Genomic DNA, 18210 nt, shown 5'->3' with positions numbered 1-18210 from the left:
CAAGCGGGATCACGGTACATCGTGGCCCGATGCGGTAGATCAAGGACCTCGTGTCTGCGGTCGCTACATCGTTCGCGTCTTACCCCTTGCTAGACAGTCGCGGCCACTATGGTGGTCGTGCATCATCCAACCTGTTTTTCAAGGAGTAATACCCATGTCCGATCGTCAGACCGGCACCGTCAAGTGGTTCAACGATGCCAAGGGCTTTGGCTTCATCACGCCGGAATCCGGCCCGGACCTCTTCGTGCACTTCCGCTCCATCCAGGGCACCGGCTTCAAGTCGTTGCAGGAAGGCCAGCGCGTCACGTTCAAGGTTGTGCAGGGCCAGAAGGGCCTGCAGGCCGACGAAGTCCAGGCGGTCTAATCGCCCCTGCTTCGCGGAGCATCCGGCGCGGCAACGCACCGGACGCACCCGATCGAAAAACCCGGCCTCGGCCGGGTTTTTTGTTTTCGGGCGTCAGAGAAGACCGGCCTTGCGTGCCGCTTCGACCTGCGCGGCGGCTTTTGCGCGCGCCGGCGCGAGGATGCGGTCGTAGCGCGGATCCTTGCGCAGGTCTGCGAGGAAAGGATCCGCATCGATGTCGGCGATCTGCTGGAAGAAGCCGGCGTCGACGCCGCGCTGCAACGCCTGCACGGCCGCGTCGCGCTCGCCAAGGAGTTCGTGGCCTTCCACTTCCAGCCATCCGCGCCCACCGTTGACGGCGGGATAGGGGCGATCGGCCACCGACGCCATCGCGGCCCGCATGAGCGCCTCGCCTCGAACACGGTCGCCGGAGCGCAGGAGCGCCGCCGCGGTCTGCACTGCAGCGTTGGCCCTCGGCGAATACACAGCCGCGGGCGGTGCATCGAACCAACGCGGGTTTTGTTTGCGCTCCACCGCGATCAAGGGCGCGGGGTCCCCCATGAGCAGCGACATCCCCGCGTCGAACGCCTCGCTGTACTCCTTGGGCGTGCGTCGCAGCAAAGCCTGCGCCGCGGCGAAGTCCCCGCGCAGGTAGGCCAGGCGCGCCTGGGCGAAGAGGATCGCGGCGGCATCCGGTGCGTGCGCCGCGAGCGGGCGCAGGCATGCGTCGGCCTCATCGAGGGCACCGAAATCGATCAGCGCGTAGCAGCGGTGTGAGCGGAAGGCGTAAGCGTCCGGCGCGAGCCCGTCCTGCGTCTGCAGGTCGCGAAGCGCCGAAACGAGGTCGCCGTGCATCGTGTGGATGACGCTGCGGTCGTCGTAGCTGCGCGCGACCTCGGGGGTGTCGGCGATGAGCTTGTTGCTTTCGGCGAGTGCTGCGTCGAGGTGGCCTGCCTGGCCCAGGGAGAAAGCATAGGTGCCGCGGATGACGGGGGAGAGCGGATCGAGCGAGCGCGCTTTCGCGAGCATCGGCAGCGCTTCCTCATAGCGGCCCTGGCCCGCGGACAGAAGCTCGCCGAGCCATTGCCAGCCCGTTGCGTACCCGGGCGCCAGTGCGACACCGCGCCGATACGCCGCTTCCGCACCGTCCACGTCGTTGGCCATTTCCAGCGAGACGCCGCGCGCCACCTGCACCTCGCCCAGGTCCGGCGCGAGCCGCAGTGCCTGCTGCAGGTAGGCTTGTTCCTTCTTGCGCTCGGCATCCGTGATGCTGCCGTAGTTTTCGATGAGATGAATCGCGTCGTGCGCGCCGACATACGCGCGCGCGTAATTCGGATCGATGCGGATCGCCTGCTCGAAGTACGCCAGCGCGCGCCGCATGTCGCCGACGTCGCGCTTGGGCATCAGCGCCATGCCCTGCAGGTAGGCGTCGTACGCGGCGACATTGTCGGTGCGCTTGCGCACCAGGCGGCGTTGCGTCGATTCGGGGAGTTGCATCGCGAGCGCATCGACGACGGAGGTCGCGATCTCGTCCTGGATGCGGAACACGTCCGTCATGCGCCGATCGAACTGTTTCGACCACAGGTGCGAACCATCATTCGCACGGATCAGCTGCACCGTGATGCGCACCGTGTCGCCGGCCTGCTGCACGCTGCCTTCCAGCACGTGCGCCGCACCGAGCTGGCGGCCGATCTCGCGCATGTCGGTCGACTTGCCCTTGAACGCGAACGAGGAAGTGCGTGCGATCACTTTCAGGTCCGGCACCTGGGCGAGCATGTCGAGCGTGGTTTCGGCCAGGCCGTCGGAGAAGTAATCGTTCGCCGCGTTGCCGCTCATGTTCACGAAGGGCAGCACGGCGATGGAGCGTTCGGGGGCCTTGGTGCCGCCGCGGAAGGCCGGTTGCCCGAGGAAGTACCAGGCGACGGCGAGCACGACCAGGCCCAGGCTGATGGTCGCCATGCGCTTGTTGCCGACCTTGCCGGCGGTGAAGCGCAGGCCGTCGGGCGTCACGTCCAGCGCCCAGGAGAGCAGCAGGGCCAAGGGAAACCCGAGCGCGAACAATAGGATGACGAAGCGCAGGGTCCACGGAGGCGCGTCGAAGGCAGGCAGCGCGATGGAGGCGGCCTGGATGGCGACCCAGGCCACGACGAGGTAGACCGTCGCGACGCGGATGACGCGGCGTTGCTTGAGTTCTTCGAAGAAGGACACCCGTCGCTCCGGCTCCGTCGCTTCACAGAACGGGGAGCGGGGCGTCGTTCGGTCAGCCGGGCGGCCTCGAACGGGCATCGGAAGGTGTATCCCGGCGTCACGCGCCCGGCGATAATTTGCGCGCGACCCCGAGCCAACGGATTGCCTCATGACGCGTCGTTCCGCCCTCGCCATCGTGTCGGTGCTGCTGCTGGCCGCCTGCCAGCGACAGGCACCCGCACCCGCCACCACCACGCCGCATGCGCCCGCCACGGCGAGCACCGCCGTCGCGCCCGCGTCGGCCGCGAGCGTCGGTGGCCTGCACGACGTGGTGGAAACCACGCCGCGCTACGTCATCGGCATCAGCTATCCGAAGGAAGCGGCGGCGCATCCGGGCCTGGCGGCTGCGTTGAAGCGTTACGCCGATGCCTCGCGCAAGGATCTGATGGACGCGGTCGACGGCCTCGGCAACGACACGCCCACCGCGCCTTACGAATTGAGCCTGTCGTACACCACGCTGGTGAACACGCCGGCGATCATCGCCATCGCCGCCGACGGGAGCCTGTACACCGGCGGCGCGCACGGTTCGCCGCTGATCGCGCGCTTCGTCTGGCTGCCGCAGCACAACGTGCAGCTCACCGCGGAGGAACTCGTGCCCGATGCGACGGGCTGGCAGGTGATTTCCGATTTCGTGCGCGAGCAATTGCATACCGCGCTGTCGCAACGCATCGACGCCGACGACGTGCCCGCCGAAGACCGCGCCGACATGCTCAAGCAGGCCGTCCAGATGATCGACGAGGGCACGGGGCCGACGGCCGATGCGTTCTCCGAGTTCGAGCCGCGCCTCGGGGCGGACGGGAAGATCGACGCGCTGCGCTTCGTGTTCCCGCCTTACCAGGTCGGCCCTTACGCCGATGGCACGCAGACGGTGGACGTGCCCGCGGACGTGCTGTTGCCGCACGTCGCGCCGGCCTACCGTGGGTTGTTCCGCGGCGGTTAGCCGATGTCGGCGCATCCGTTCCGCCAACGGATCCTGCAACTGATGCACGAGGCCGACGTGTGGCCGGACGCGCGCACGACGCCCGCTGCCTGGGGCCGGCGCCCCTGGGATCCGAGCATCCACGACGAACATTTCTACGGCCGCGTGCTCACGCAGGGCTCGCTGGGGCTCGGCGAGTCGTACATGGACGGGCAATGGGACGTCGACGATCTCGACGGCATGTTGTTCCGCCTGATCCGCGTGGGCGCCGAAGCGAAGGTGCGTGGCCTCGGCGCCGCGTGGGACGCGTTGCGCGCGCGCTTGCAGAACCTGCAATCGGAATCGCGCAGTTTCGAAGTCGGCCAACGCCACTACGACCTCGGCAACGACCTGTATCGCGCGATGCTCGGCAAGCGCCTGGTGTACAGCTGCGGCTACTGGCGCGAGGCGAAGGACCTGGATGCCGCGCAGGAAGCGAAGCTCGACCTCGTCTGTCGCAAGCTCGGCCTGCGCGCGGGCATGCGCGTGCTCGACATCGGGTGCGGGTGGGGCGAGGCGCTGAAGTTCGCCGCGCAGAACTACGGCGTGCGCGGCGTGGGCGTCACCGTCTCGCGCGAACAGGCCGAGCTCGCGCGCATGCTCTGCGAAGGCCTGCCGATCGAGATCCGGCTGCAGGATTACCGCGAGCTCGATGCCAGCGACGGCGGCTTCGACCGCATCTTCTCCATCGGCATGTTCGAACATGTGGGCGTGCGCAACTATGCGAAGTTCTTCGACGTGGCGCGCCGCTGCCTCGCCGACGATGCGCCCGACGGCGGCTTGGTCCTGCTGCACACGATCGGCAACAACGAGTCGGTGGCGCACACCGATCCGTGGATCGCGCGCTACATCTTCCCGAACTCGATGCTGCCCTCGGCCAAGCAGATCGCCACCGCGCTCGAGGGCCGCTTCGTGATCGAGGACTGGCACAACTTCGGCACCGACTACGACCGCACGCTGCAGGCCTGGCGCGCCAACGTCGAGCGCGCCTGGGACACGCTGCCTTCGCGCTACGACGAGCGCTTCCGGCGCATGTGGCGGTTCTACCTGTCCGCATCGATGGCCAGTTTCCGGGCGCGGGCCATTCAGCTTTGGCAACTCGTCCTTTCGCCGCGGGGCGTGCCCGGCGGATACGTGGCTCCGCGCTGACCAGCGGCCGTGTCGTCTCACAAGTTGCGACCGGAGCGTGGCAAGGTGCGCGGCATGCACCGAATCGGTATGGGCGCCGACGTCCTGAAGTTGTTCCACCCGGCAGTCTCCGGGTGGTTCGCGCGCACCTTCCCCGCGCCCACCGAAGCGCAGGTGCAAGCCTGGCCCTCCATCGAGGCGGGCCGCAACACGCTCGTCGCCGCGCCCACCGGCTCGGGCAAAACGCTCACCGCCTTCATGGCCGCCATCGATGCGCTGGTGCGCGAGGGGCAGGGTGGCGGACTGCCGGATGAAACGCAGGTCGTCTACGTCTCGCCGCTCAAGGCGCTGTCCAACGACATCCACCTGAATCTCGAAGCGCCGCTCGCCGGCATCCGCGAAGAGCTCGAACGCCTCGGCCTGCCCGACGTCGACATCCGCACCGCGGTGCGCACCGGCGATACGCCGCAGGGCGAACGCGCGCGCATGCGCAAGTCGCCGCCGCACATCCTGGTCACCACGCCCGAATCGCTCTACGTGCTGCTCGGTTCCGAATCGGGCCGCGCGATGCTCTCGACCGCGCGCACCGTCATCGTCGACGAAATCCACGCCGTGGCCGCGACCAAGCGCGGCAGCCATCTCGCGCTGTCGCTCGAACGCCTCGACGCGCTGTGCGGCAAACGCCTCACGCGCATCGGCCTGTCCGCCACGCAGAAGCCGATCGATGAGGTCGCACGCTTCCTGGTCGGCGCTTCGAAGGTGGCCGCCGACGGCACGCCCGAGTGCGACATCGTCGACATCGGCTACACGCGCGAGCGCGACCTGGCGCTGGAAGTGCCGCAGACGCCGCTCAGCGCGGTGATGTCCAACGAACAATGGGACGAGGTGTACGCGCGCATCGCGCAGCTCGTCGAACAGCACCGCACCACGCTCGTGTTCGTCAACACGCGCCGCATGGCCGAACGCGCCGCGCGCCACCTGGGCGAAAAGCTCGGCAAGGAACACGTGGCCGCGCACCACGGCAGCCTGGCGAAGGAACTGCGCCTGGACGCGGAGCAACGCCTCAAGGCGGGCCAGCTGAAGGTGCTGGTCGCCACGGCCTCGCTCGAACTGGGCATCGACATCGGCGACGTGGACTTGGTCGTGCAGCTCGGTTCGCCGCGCGCGATCGCCGCGTTCCTGCAGCGCGTGGGCCGTTCGGGCCACCACGTGGGCGGCGTGCCGAAGGGTCGCCTGTTCCCGCAATCGCGCGACGACCTGGCCGAATGCGCGGCGCTGCTGGATTGCGTGCGCCGTGGCGAACTCGATGCGCTGCAGTTCCCGCGCGCACCGCTGGACGTGCTGGCGCAGCAGATCGTGGCCGAAGTCAGCGCGCAGGAATGGGACGAGGACGCGCTGTTCGACCTGTTCCGCAACGCATGGCCCTACGCGTCGATGTCGCGCAAGGATTACGACGACACCTTGTCCATGCTGTCCGAAGGTTTCACCACCCGCCGCGGCACGCGCGCGGGTTATGTGCATCGCGATGCGGTCCACAAGCGCCTGCGTGGCCGCGCGGGCGGGCGCATGACCGCGATCATGTCCGGCGGCACCATTCCCGACACCGCCGACTACAATGTGCTGCTCGAACCGCAGGCGCAGGTCATCGGCAACGTCAACGAAGACTTCGCCATCGAGAGCCTGGCCGGCGACATCTTCCAGCTGGGCAACGCCAGCTACCGCATCCTCAAGATCGAACCGGGCCGCGTGCGCGTGGAAGATGCGCAGGGCGCGCCACCGAGCATTCCGTTCTGGCTGGGCGAAGCGCCGGGTCGCACCGACGAGCTCTCGCACGGGGTTTCGCGGCTGCGCGCCGCGCTGGCCGAGCGCATCGATGCCGCCGAAGACCCCGCGCAATGGCTGATGGAGGACGTCGGACTGGAGGAACACGCCGCACGCCAGCTCGCCGACTACATCGCGCGCCAAGCCGTCGCACTGGGCACGCTGCCGACGCAGGATCGCATCGTGCTCGAGCGCTTCTTCGACGAATCCGGCGGCACGCAGCTCATCCTCCATTCGCCCTACGGCAGCCGGCTCAATCGCGCCTGGGGCCTGGCGCTGCGCAAGCGCTTCTGCCGCAAGTTCAATTTCGAACTGCAGGCGGCGGCCACCGAGGATGCGATCGTGCTGTCGCTCTCGACCAGCCACAGCTTCCCGCTGATCGAGGTCGCGCATTACCTGCATTCGAACTCCGCGCAGGACATCCTGGTGCAGGCGCTGCTCGATGCGCCGCTGTTCGGCGTGCGCTGGCGCTGGAACGCGACCACCGCGCTCGCGCTGCCGCGCTTCACCGGCGGCAAGAAGGTCGCGCCGCAACTGCAGCGCATGAAATCCGAGGACCTGCTCGCCACCGTGTTTCCCGACCAGGTGGCGTGCGCGGAAAACCTGGTGGGCGAGCGCGAGGTGCCCGACCACCCGCTGGTCGCGCAAACTTTGGACGACTGCCTGCACGAAGCGATGGATACCGACGGGTGGCTGGCGTTGCTGCGTCGCATGGAATCGGGCGAAGTGGAAGTCGTCGCGCGCGACCTCACTGCGCCGTCGCCCTTCGCAGCCGAAGCGCTCAACGCACGCCCGTATGCCTTCCTCGACGACGCGCCGCTGGAAGAACGTCGCACGCAGGCGGTGATGTCACGTCGTTACGCGGATGCAGATTCGGCGGAGGATCTCGGCCGCCTCGACCTCGACGCCATCGCGGAGGTCCGCGCGCAGGCGTGGCCGGATGCGCGCAATGCGGACGAGATGCATGAAGCCTTGATGGGACTGGGCTGCGTGACCGAAGCGGAGGCGCGCACTTCCGGCTGGATGCCGCTGCTGCAGTCCCTGGCCGAAACGCAACGCGCGACACGCGTGGCAGCGGGCGAGGGCCTGTGGTGGGCCGCCGAACGCCTGCCGCAGATGCAGGCGCTGCATCCCGACGCTGCGATGTCACCGACGATCGCGGTGCCCGCGTCTTACGCGCGCGAATGGTCGCGCGAAGAAGCGACACTCGCGTTGGTGCGTGCGCGCCTCACGGGCCTCGGCCCGGTGACGGCGCAGGCGATGGCAGCGTCGCTCGCCTTGCCGCCTGCCGACATCGACATGGCCCTGCTCGCGCTGGAATCCGAAGGCTTCGTGATGCGCGGCCGCTTCACCTCGGGTCCGGATGCACCCGCGAGCGAGGAGTGGTGCGAACGCCACCTGCTCGCGCGCATCCATCGCTACACCATCGGTCGCCTGCGCCGCGAGATCGAACCGGTCGAGCCGCGCGACTACATGCGCTTCCTCTTCGACTGGCAGCGCGTCTCGCCGACCGCGCGCGTGAGCGGCCCCGAAGCGCTCGCCGGCGTCGTCGCGCAACTCGAAGGCTTCGAAGCCCCGGCCGCCGCTTGGGAATCGGACCTGCTGCCCACGCGCGTGGCCGACTACTCCATCGCCTGGCTCGACGACCTGTGCACCGCGGGCCGCACGACCTGGGCGCGCTTGCGCAATGCCCCGTCGGATGCGCACGGCGGCCGCACCGCACCCGTCCGCGCGACGCCGATCGTGCTGTTGCCGCGTCGCCAGCTCGCCACGTGGACGCAGGCCGCCGCGCAACGCAAGGACGAGGATCCGCCCTTGTCCTCGCGCGCCGAGAAAGTGGCCGACTACCTGCGCGAGCACGGCGCTTCGTTCTTCGACGAACTCGTCGGCGGCGCGCACCTGCTGCGCACCGAACTCGAGGACGCGCTGGCCGAACTCGTCGCGCGCGGCCGCGTGCACTGCGACAGCTTCGCGGGCCTGCGTGCATTGCTGGTCCCGCAGTCAAAGCGACCGTCGGCGTTCAGCGGCCGACGTCATCGTCGCGCCTCGCTGTTCGGCATCGAGGATGCCGGGCGCTGGACCTTGACGCGTCGTTCGTCCGAACCCACCGAGGCGCTATCCCCCGAATCCATCGAACACATCGCCCGCACCTTGCTGCGCCGCTACGGCGTGGTGGGCTGGCGCCTGCTCGAACGCGAAGCCGCCTGGCTCCCGCCCTGGCGCGAACTCCTCCGCGTCTACCACCGCCTCGAAGCGCGCGGCGAAATCCGCGGCGGACGGTTCATCGCCGGCCTGTCGGGCGAACAGTTCGCGCTGCCCGAGGCGATCGGCGCGATGCGCGCGGTCCGCAAGCGCCCGCACGACGACACGTTGGTCGCCGTCTCGGCGCTGGATCCGCTCAATCTCGTCGGCACCGTGCTGACCGGCGACAAGGTGCCGCGCCTGCTCGGAGCGCGCGTGCTGTATCGCGACGGCATCGTGGTGGCCACGTGGGTCGCCGGCAAACTCGACTGGCACGCGCCGGCCTCGCTCGACGAACAACGCCAGTGGCGCCGCACCTTGCTCCGCGAGCCCGAGCATCCGGCACTGCACGGCATTCCGGGCATGGCGACGCCGTCACCGGAGTCGCACGCGCCGTAGGTTCAGGCGGCGTGGGCCTCCACGCGCACCGGCATCTCCTTGTACAGCGGCGTGCGGCTGCCGTCGGAGAACACGCTCGCGGCGATGAGGCCGCTGGCTTCCGGGAAGTACGCGGCGCAGCACCCGCGCGGGATATCCCAGGCGCGCGCCGTGAAGCCGGTGATGCGGCGCACGTGGCCGTCGTCCACGAGGGTTTCGACGTCGACGCGATCGCCGTCGCGCAGGCCGCGCGCGGCGAGGTCATCGGCGTTGAAGAACACCACGCGGCGATCGCCCGCGACGCCGCGGTAGCGGTCGTCGGCGCTGTACACCGTGGTGTTGAACTGGTCGTGCGCGCGTATCGTCATCAGCGTCAGCACAGCGTCGCCGTGGCGATGGCGGGCGAGTTGCACGGGCGTGTCGTCGCGCATCGCATGCGCCAGGAAGCGCGCTTTGCCCGTCGTCGTATTCCACAGGCGATGCGCGGCGTTGTTCGGCAATGCGAAACGGCCATCGCGCAGCAAGCGATCGTTGTAGGCCTCGAATCCCGCCGTCACGCCACGCTGGCAACGCTCGATGCGATCGCGGATCGCCGCATAGTCGTGTGCGAATTCCTCCCAGGGCACGGACGGCGCGCATCCGAGTGCGTGCGCGAGTTCGGCCACGATCGCCGGTTCGCTGCGCTGAAGTTCGCTGATCGGCGTCTGCACGCCGCGCGAGGCGCGCACGGTGCTCGAGGAATCCTCGGTCGAGATGCATTGTTCACCGCCGGGCCGGAGGTCGCGGTCGGTGCGCCCCAAGGTCGGCAGCAACAATCCGACTTCCCCCGGATAACAGTGCGTGCGATTGAGCTTGGTCGCGATGTGCAGCGTGAAGCGGCAGCGCGACAAGGCCTCGAGCACGCGCGGCGAATCCGGTGCGGCCACGCCGAAGTTGCCGCCGAGCGACAGCATCGCGCGGATGCGTCCGTCGAACAGGCCTTCGAGCACGCCGGCCGCATCGAGTCCGGCATCGCGGCAGAGCGGGGCGCCGGGGAAGGTCGCTTCCAGGTTGTCGAGCCAGGCGGTGGTGACCGTCGAGGTCGCGCCCATCGTGCGGTCGCCCTGCACGTTGGAATGTCCGCGCACCGGCATCGCGCCCGCGCCGGGACGCCCGATGTTGCCGCGCAGGAGCAGCAGGTTGACGATCTGCTGGATGGTCGCGACGGCTTCCGGATGGTGGGTGAGGCCCATGCACCAGGTGATCATCGTGGCGTTCGAACGTGCGTAGCGTTCGGCGATGTCGCGCATCTGCGCTGCACGCAAGCCAGAGCGCGCGACGAGCATTGGCCAAGCGCTCGCATCGAGGTCGGCGAGCAAGGCCTCCACGCCTTCGGTATGCGCCGCGATGAACGCATGGTCGAACACCGTGCCCGGCGCCGCGCGTTCCATCTCGAGCAACGCCTTCATCACGCCCTTGAGCGCAGCGAGGTCGCCGCCGATGGTGACCTGGTGGATCGCATCGGCCACTTCGATGCCGCGATCGCGCAGCAGCTCGCCGATGTCCTTCGGATCCGAGAAGTCGGTGAAGCCATGTTCGCGCAACGGATTGATCGCCAGGATCGTCGCGCCGCGCTTCTTGGCCTGGTGCAGCGCGTGCATCATGCGCGGGTGGTTGCTCGCCGGGTTCTGGCCGATGACGAGGAACAAGTCAGCATGCTCGAAATCCTCGAGCGTGCAGGTGCCCTTGCCGGTGCCGATGCTCTGCTTCAGCGCAAAGCCAGAAGGCTCGTGGCAGAAGTTGGAGGAGTCGGGCAGGTGCGCGCTGCCGTAGGTGCGCGCGGCGAGCTGCCACAGGAAGGCCGCTTCGTTGCTGCTGCGGCCGGACGCGTAGAAGGCGACAGAGGCGGGCGGGAGCGAGAGCAGTTCGCGCGCGGCGATCGCATATGCCTCGTCCCAGCCGATCGCGCGGAACGTGCCGTGTTCGTGCAGGACGGGCGTGGTGAGTCGTCCCTGGAACTCCAGTTCGAAATCACCGAGCGCGCGCAATTCCTCCGGTGTCCGGCCGTCGAAGAATTCCGCGCCCACCGCTTTGCGCGTCATCTCCCACGCGATCGCCTTCTGCCCCTGCTCGCAGCTGTCCACGAGCGGGCGGCCGGTCTTGTCGGGGAAAGCGCAGCCCGGGCAGTCGAAGCCGTGCACCTTGTTGGCCGCGAGGAAGGAACCCACGAGCTTCATGGGGATGCCCTGGCGCGCCCAGGCTTGCACCGAGCCGCGGATGGCGCCGCGGCCGCCGGCCGGGTGCGGGTAGGGGAAGGTCGACGTTTCATGCAAGCGAGCATACGACCTCATGAAAATGAACAGGAATCCCCGGCGAATCAAGGGTTTGCCTTTCACTCAGCGGTTACATGCGCGCGCCAACACTGCGCGCCATCCCCCGTTGCTGAGTCCGCTCCTCCATGGTCATCCATCTGAATGCGCCGCCTCGCGAACTCGACGAGGTCAGTTCCGCTCGCGCTCGTGCACTGGGCGAGCTTGCCACCGGCTTCTATCCCGGCCTGACATGGCAGAACGTCGAACCCCAGATGGCCAGCGACTGGAACCGCGTGCGCGGCAAATCCGCTTTGGGGTGGAACGAGGTGCGCGACGAAGCGCATTCGGCTTGGCAGTACGCGAAGTTGAGCAAGGATGCCTGCTGCTGCGACGACCAGCCGGTGACGATGTCGAACGTCGCCTGAGCGACCGCCGCTTTCCACGGAAAAGGGCCGCTTGCGCGGCCCTTTTCTTTTGCAACGTTGCCAGCGATTACTTCTTCGCCGGCGTATCCAGGCCGCGACGCTTCAGCAGCGGCTGGATGTCCGGGCTGCGGCCCGCGAAATCCTTGAACAGGTCCAGCGCGTCCTTGGTGCCGCCGCGCGAGAGCAGCGTGTCGCGGAAGTGGTCGCCGTTGGCGCGCGTCAGGCCGCCGTGCTGCTTCATCCATTCCACCGAGTCGGCATCGAGCACTTCCGACCAGATGTAGGCGTAGTAGCCGGCCGAGTAGCCGCCCATGATGTGGCTGAAGTACGGCGTGCGGTAACGCGGCGGCACCGGCGGGAAGTCGAGGCCGGCCTTCTTCAGCGCGTCGGCTTCGAAGGCCATCACGCCGGACGCAGGCGGCGCCTGCTCGGGCGAGATCTGGTGCCAGCTCTGGTCGAGCATCGCGGCGCCCAGGTATTCGGTGGTGGCGAAGCCCTGGTTGAACTTGCCGGCAGCGACGACCTTGTCGAGCAGTTCCTTCGGCATCGGCTTGCCGGTCTGGTAGTGCTTCGCATAGTTCGCGAGCACCGACGGCCAGTCGGCCCACATCTCGTTGACCTGCGAGGGGTACTCGACGAAGTCGCGCGGCACGGAGGTGCCGCTGAAGCGCGGGTAGGTGACGTTCGAGAACATGCCGTGCAGCGCATGGCCGAACTCATGGAACATCGTGGTCACTTCATCCCACGTCAGCAGCGTGGGCTGGCCCGCCGGCGGACGCGTGATGTTGAGGTGGTTGGCCACGACCGGGAGGAAACCGGTGAGCGCGGACTGGTCGACGTAGGAGTTCATCCACGCGCCGCCCTGCTTGGAATCGCGCGCGTACATGTCGGAGATGAAGATGGCGAGCTGCTTGCCGTCCTTGTCGAACACGTCGAACACGCGCACGTCCGGCTCGTACACCGGCAGGTCCTTTCGCTCCTTGAACGTCAGGCCGTACAGCTCGTGCGCGGCGTAGAAGACGCCGTTCTGCTGCACGTTGTCGAGTTCGAGGTAAGGCTTGAGTTCGTTTTCGTCGAACGCGAACTTCGCCTTGCGCACCTTCTCGGAATAGAAGGACCAGTCCCACGGTTCCAGCTTGAAGGTCGGCTGGCCCTTGGCCTTCTGTTCCTTGTCGATCATCGCCTGCAGGTCGGCGGCTTCGCGCTTCGCATTCGCCACCGCCGGCGGGGCGAGCTTGCCGAGCATGTCGTTGACGGCCTGCGGCGACTTCGAGGTTTCATCTTCCAGCACGAACGCGGCCCAGGTCGGATACCCAAGCAGGTTGGCCTTCTGCGCACGCAGCTTCACGACCTGCGCAATGATGCCCGTGGTGTCGTATTCGTTGCCGCGGCTGCCGCGCGCCATCGAGGCGCGATAGAGCTTCTCGCGGATCGAACGGTTGGTCAGCTGCGCCGCCGGCGGCTGGCCGGTGGTGTTGAGGATGGTGAGCACGTACTTGCCATCGAGCTTGCGCTGCTTGGCCACGTCCGCCGCGGCGTCGATCTGCGCGTCGGTGAGGCCGTCGAGTTCGGCGCGCGTATCGACCACCACTGCCGATGCGTTGCGCTCGGCGATCAGCTTCTGGTCGAACTGCGTGCCCAGCGTGGCGAGCTGGCCGTTGATGTCCTTCAGCTTCACCTTGTCGGCGTCGCTCAGCTTGGCGCCGGAGCGGACGAAGTCGGTGTAGTAGCGCTCGACCAGGTGCAGCTGTTCGGCGTTCAGGCCCAGCGAGGCGCGGCGGTCGTACAGCGACTGGATGCGCGCGAACAGCTTGGGATTGAGGCGGATTTCGTCCGTGTGCGCGGCGAAGATGGGCGAGTACTTCTCGTCGATCTTTTCGCGCGCGTCGTTCTTGTCGGCGCCCAGCAGGTTGTAGAAGACGGTGGTCGAGCGCGTCAGCGTGCGTCCGCCTTTCTCCATCGCGACGATGGTGTTGTCGAAGGTCGGCTCGGCCGGATCATTCGCAATGCGTTCGACTTCGGCCAGGTCTTCCTTCATGCCCTGGTCGAAGGCCGGTGCGAAGTCGGTGTCCTTGATCTTCGCGAAGTCCGGGTAATGCAGCGGCAGCGGGCTGTCGGCGAAGAAGGGATTGGCGGCAGTGGCGGGCGCGGACACGGCGGTTCCTTGCGGCTGGGCCTGCGGCGCGGCGAGGGCGCTGCTCATGGTGAGGGCGAGCGCGACGGCGCAGGCGAGCGGGTGCTTCATCGGGGCGGGTCTCGTCGGGACGGGGAAACCCGCGAATTTACCCGAGGCCGCGTGATCGTACGAATGCCTTGAGTCAGGGTGGGTGAATGCCCCAGTTTCAGCAGGGGGTTCACGCCCCGGGGACCGGGCCGGCGCCATCCTGCGGTCCTTGCACACAGGAGGACGCAGATGGCCAACGTGACTTCGGTAATGACCGGCAACCCGGCCTGTTGCACCGCCGACACCCCGCTGCGCGACGTGGCGCGGATGATGGTGGACAACGATTGCGGCGAGATCCCGGTGGTCGACGACAAGGGCCAGCCCGTGGGTGTGGTGACCGATCGCGATATCACCGTGCGCATCGTGGCCGAGGCCCGCGACACCATGAGCGCCACCGCCGGGGACGCGATGACCAAGCCCGCGAAGACCGTGCGGGAAGACAGCTCCCTGAAAGATGCGACCGAGCTGATGGAATCGGCGAAGATTCGGCGCATTCCCGTGGTCGATGCCGGCGGCAAGCTGACCGGCATCGTGTCCGTCGCCGACATCGCACTGGCGGGCAAGGACGTCCAGACCGCGCAGGTCGTCAAGCAAGTCTCCGAGCCCGGGCGCCGGAAACACTGACGAGGGGATAGACTCCGGGAGAAACGGAACCCGGAGTCCCCCATGTCCACCGTCTACGACTTCTCGGCCACCGACATCGATGGCCAGGCGCGCACGCTGTCCGAGTACAAGGGCAAGACGCTGCTGATCGTCAACGTCGCCTCGCAGTGCGGGTTCACGCCGCAGTACACCGGACTGGAAGCCTTGTGGAAGACCTATCGCGACCGCGGCCTGGTCGTGCTCGGCTTTCCCTGCGACCAGTTCGGCCACCAGGAACCGGGCGACGAAGCGGAGATCAAGAATTTCTGCTCGATCAACTACGACGTCGACTTCCCGCTGTTCTCGAAGATCGACGTCAACGGTGCCAAGGCCCATCCCCTCTACCAGTGGCTGAAAGAGGAGAAGGGCGGGTTCCTCGGCATCGATGCGATCAAGTGGAACTTCACCAAGTTCCTCGTCGGCCGCGACGGCAAGGTGCTGAAGCGTTACGCGCCGACCGACACGCCCGAATCGCTCGCGAAGGACATCGAAGCCGCGCTCGCCTGACGACGCTTCATGCCGAACAGCGGGCGCAGCAGGTTGCTGCGTCGGATGATCGCGTGCAGTAGCGCGCAGCCCGCGACGGTGCCGAGCAACACGAGGGCGGGCTCGACGATCGGGCCCAGGTGCATCGGCACGATGGCGAAGGCGATGGCGATGATCAGGCTCTGGTGCAGCATGTACCACGGGTACACCGCTTCGGTCGCATACGGCAACCAGCGGAACGGGCGGTTGAGGTAGGTGCGCGCGTAACCCAGGATCGCGCAGAGCATCCACCACACATACAGGTTGCGCAGGATCCAGATGACCGACTGCATCGCATCGGCGATCGGTTCGGGCAACAGCGTGGCGCAGGCGATGTAGAAGCCGAACAACGCGATCGCACCGGTGAGCGCACGGCGACGCAGGCCGGCGAGTTCATTCCACACACCGTCCAGCGTGCCGAGCCACCAGCCGTACAGGAACACGGTGAAGTACATCGCGTGGCGATACCAGTCGTGCACCAGGTCGCCGGTGTCCTTGAAGTGCGGCTGCAACAGCAGCGTGGCGATCATCAGCGGCACCGCGGGCCAGACCAGCAAGTGCAGGCCGCGCAGGCGCGCGAGCGGATTCGGCAGGCGCTTGAGCAGCGGCAGCAGCAGCGCGAACACGCAGGTGTAGGTCCACAGGTAGGCCAGGTACCACAGGTGGTTCCAGGTGAAGCCGTGTTCCCAGCCGGCGAAGGCGCCTGCGGGCCAGGTCGTATGTCCGTAGTAGCGCACGAGGAAGGCGAAGAAGCCGGGCTGCACCAGGCCGTTCGAGACGCCTTCGGCATACGGCTGGATCGGCACGACGACCCACATGCCGAAGACGAGCGGCAGCAGCAGGCGCCAGGAGCGCAGGGCGATGAAGCGGGCGATGCGCGTGTCGCGGAGGAGGAAATGCACCGACAGGCCCGAGATCAAAAAGATCAGGTCCATGCGCCAGCGGTTCATCGCGAGCATCGGCAGCTGGATCGCTTCGGTCGTGTAGCTCGACTTCAGATGCCAGCCCCAGTCCTCGCCCCCCACGTAGAGCATTCCCCAGTGGTAGAGGATCAGGGCGGCGAAGGCGATGGCGCGCAGGGCGTCGATGTCGTGGCGTCGGGAGTTGGGCAGGGCGGCTTGCATGACGGGTGTCCGCGGTGGATGTGGCAACGACCATCCCGCCCCGGGCCTGCCTGCCACAGCGCGAAGTGACCAATCCGGCCCCGCGAGGGACGAACCGCGGACCCGTGGGACGAACCCCTGCCGTCCCACCGTCCCGCTCGGCCACAATGCGCGGCATGTCGACCACCGCCGCCCTGCCGCCGCCCAACATCTGGGATCGCTTCCAACCGTGGCGCCGCACCTTCGAGGTCGGCTTCTGGGTGGTCAGCTACGTACTGAACGCCATCGCCAACACCGAGGTCACCTGGCTCGACATCCAGCGCGCGCACCTGCACTTCGAACGCTGGGAACCGGCCGTGTGGGAATGGTCGAGCGCGATCGTGTGCCTGGCGCTCGTGCCGGCCGTGGTCTGGTTCACCCGCTGGAACCCGGTCCGCTTCGACACCTGGAAGCGCGCGCTGCCGCTGCACCTGCTCGGGAGCATCGCTTGGTCGGCGCTCCACGTCGGCGGGATGGTCGCGCTGCGCGAGGGCGCCTATGCCCTGAACGGCGCCGACTACGATTTCGGCAACTGGCTGCGCGAGTGGGGCTACGAATACCTCAAGGACGTGCGCAGCTATGCCGCCATGGTCGCGACGATCGAAGCCTGGCGCTGGTTCCTCCGCCGCTGGCAGGGCGAAGCGAGCGTGCTCGCCCCGCCGGACGACACGCCCGCGCCCGCGGCGACCGAGCGGCCGGAACGCTTCCTCGTGCGCAAGCTCGGCAAGGAATTCCTGATCGCCGCCAACGACGTCGAAGCGCTGCAGGCCTCGGGCAACTACGTGAACCTGCGTGTGCGCGGCCGCGACTACCCGCTGCGCAGCACCATGGCGACGATGGAAGAACAACTCGATCCCGCGCGCTTCGTGCGCGTGCACCGCAGCCACATGGTCAACCTGGACTGCATCGCGGAGATCGAACCGCTCGATACGGGCGATGCGCGCGTGGTGCTGCGCGACGGCACGGTGGTGCCGTGCAGCCGGAAGTATCGCGACGCGCTGCGCCCGCTCGCCGCGGGCTGATTACTTTTCGACGAACGCGCGCTCGAACACATACTGCCCCGGCGTGCCGATGCGCGGTGCGGCCGTGAACCCGCGTCCATCCAACAGCGCGCGGAAATCCGCCAGCATCTGCGGGCTGCCGCAGACCATCGCGCGGTCGTGCGCGGGGTCCAGTGCGTCGAGGCCGAGGTGTTCCATCATCCGGCCGCTGTCCATCAGGTCGGTGAGGCGCCCGCGTTGGTCGTGGCCGTCAACCCGGAAGTCTTCGCGCGAAACGGCCGGGTAGTAGTGCAATTGCTTCGCGATCTGCTCGCCGAGGAATTCATGGCGCGGCAATGCATTCACGATGTAGTCGCGGTACGCCAGGTCCGCCGCGTTGCGCACGCCGTGGCACAGGATCACCCGTTCGAAGCGCTCGTAGGTCGCCGGATCCTTGATCACCGCCAGCCACGGCGCGAAGCCCGTGCCGGTGCCGAGCAAGTAAAGATTGCGCCCCGGATGGAGGTCGTGGATCAGCAGCGTGCCGGTGGGCTTGCGTCCGACGAGGATCGAGTCGCCTTCCCTGATGTGCTGCAGGCGCGAGGTCAGCGGCCCGTCCTGTACCTTGATGCTGAAGAACTCGAGTTCCTCTTCCCAGTTCGCGCTGGCGATCGAATACGCGCGCATCAGCGGCCGCGTGCTGCCGTCGGCCTGTTCGACGGGCAGCCCGATCATGACGAACTGGCCGTTCTCGAAACGGAAGCCATCGTCGCGCGTGGTCGTGAAGCTGAAATAGGCGTCCGTCCAGTGGCGGACGTCCAGCACCGTTTCCGTGCCGAAGGGAGAGGACATGCGGGGGCGGGTG

General features: G+C 67.6%; 13 protein-coding genes. 8 read left to right on the top strand and 5 right to left on the bottom strand.

The window, feature by feature from the left end:
• The first annotated feature begins 154 nt into the window (after positions 1 to 154).
• Positions 155 to 364 carry a cold-shock protein gene (locus tag LVB87_RS13845; protein WP_230525473.1) on the top strand — a complete coding sequence of 70 codons (210 nt, stop codon included), beginning with the start codon at positions 155 to 157 and terminating at the stop codon, positions 362 to 364.
• Between the two features lie 93 nt (positions 365 to 457).
• On the opposite strand, the gene LVB87_RS13840 is transcribed toward LVB87_RS13845, so the two are convergent.
• Complete coding sequence (locus LVB87_RS13840) at positions 458 to 2551, bottom strand: tetratricopeptide repeat protein (RefSeq protein WP_232898537.1); 2094 nt, start codon at positions 2549 to 2551, stop codon at positions 458 to 460.
• Between the two features lie 148 nt (positions 2552 to 2699).
• On the opposite strand from LVB87_RS13840, the gene LVB87_RS13835 reads away from it, so the two are divergent.
• The 3 genes from LVB87_RS13835 to LVB87_RS13825 are packed head-to-tail and all read left to right on the top strand — an operon-like array spanning position 2700 to position 9137.
• A complete protein-coding gene (locus tag LVB87_RS13835; RefSeq protein ID WP_232898536.1) occupies positions 2700 to 3530 on the top strand; it encodes a DUF3298 and DUF4163 domain-containing protein in 831 nt (276 codons plus the stop codon).
• 42 nt (positions 3531 to 3572) lie between these two features.
• Positions 3573 to 4697 carry a cyclopropane fatty acyl phospholipid synthase gene (gene cfa, locus LVB87_RS13830; protein ID WP_232900565.1) on the top strand — a complete coding sequence of 375 codons (1125 nt, stop codon included), beginning with the start codon at positions 3573 to 3575 and terminating at the stop codon, positions 4695 to 4697.
• A 54-nt stretch (positions 4698 to 4751) separates the two neighbouring features.
• A complete protein-coding gene (locus LVB87_RS13825) occupies positions 4752 to 9137 on the top strand; it encodes a DEAD/DEAH box helicase (protein ID WP_232898535.1) in 4386 nt (1461 codons plus the stop codon).
• Between the two features lie 2 nt (positions 9138 to 9139).
• Here the strand turns inward: LVB87_RS13825 and LVB87_RS13820 are convergent, their stop codons facing one another.
• Positions 9140 to 11428, bottom strand: a complete 2289-nt coding sequence (locus LVB87_RS13820; protein ID WP_232898534.1) for an FdhF/YdeP family oxidoreductase — start codon at positions 11426 to 11428, stop codon at positions 9140 to 9142.
• 125 nt (positions 11429 to 11553) lie between these two features.
• On the opposite strand from LVB87_RS13820, the gene LVB87_RS13815 reads away from it, so the two are divergent.
• Positions 11554 to 11832 carry a hypothetical protein gene (locus LVB87_RS13815; protein WP_232898533.1) on the top strand — a complete coding sequence of 93 codons (279 nt, stop codon included), beginning with the start codon at positions 11554 to 11556 and terminating at the stop codon, positions 11830 to 11832.
• Positions 11833 to 11899: 67 nt separating this feature from the next.
• Here LVB87_RS13815 and LVB87_RS13810 read toward each other — a convergent pair whose 3' ends face one another.
• Complete coding sequence (locus LVB87_RS13810) at positions 11900 to 14035, bottom strand: M3 family metallopeptidase (protein WP_232900564.1); 2136 nt, start codon at positions 14033 to 14035, stop codon at positions 11900 to 11902.
• 210 nt (positions 14036 to 14245) lie between these two features.
• On the opposite strand from LVB87_RS13810, the gene LVB87_RS13805 reads away from it, so the two are divergent.
• Positions 14246 to 14680 (top strand): CBS domain-containing protein, encoded by a 435-nt coding sequence (locus LVB87_RS13805; RefSeq protein ID WP_232898532.1) that lies wholly within the window; start codon positions 14246 to 14248, stop codon positions 14678 to 14680.
• Between the two features lie 42 nt (positions 14681 to 14722).
• Complete coding sequence (locus tag LVB87_RS13800; protein WP_232898531.1) at positions 14723 to 15205, top strand: glutathione peroxidase; 483 nt, start codon at positions 14723 to 14725, stop codon at positions 15203 to 15205.
• Here the strand turns inward: LVB87_RS13800 and LVB87_RS13795 are convergent.
• Entirely contained in the window at positions 15145 to 16347 is a 1203-nt protein-coding gene (locus LVB87_RS13795; RefSeq protein WP_232898530.1) for an acyltransferase family protein, read from the bottom strand. The genes LVB87_RS13800 and LVB87_RS13795 overlap by 61 nt on opposite strands.
• Before the next feature lie 155 nt (positions 16348 to 16502).
• Between LVB87_RS13795 and LVB87_RS13790 the strand changes: the two genes are divergently transcribed.
• Complete coding sequence (locus tag LVB87_RS13790; protein ID WP_232898529.1) at positions 16503 to 17387, top strand: LytTR family DNA-binding domain-containing protein; 885 nt, start codon at positions 16503 to 16505, stop codon at positions 17385 to 17387.
• Here LVB87_RS13790 and LVB87_RS13785 read toward each other — a convergent pair whose 3' ends face one another.
• Complete coding sequence (locus tag LVB87_RS13785; protein WP_232898528.1) at positions 17388 to 18197, bottom strand: ferredoxin--NADP reductase; 810 nt, start codon at positions 18195 to 18197, stop codon at positions 17388 to 17390.
• Positions 18198 to 18210 lie beyond the last annotated feature (13 nt).

The sequence above is a fragment of the Lysobacter sp. KIS68-7 genome (genome assembly GCF_021284745.1).
GTDB lineage: Bacteria > Pseudomonadota > Gammaproteobacteria > Xanthomonadales > Xanthomonadaceae > Noviluteimonas.
Note: the sequence above shows the minus strand (reverse complement) of the source record. Positions and strands in the feature narration are given on the sequence as shown.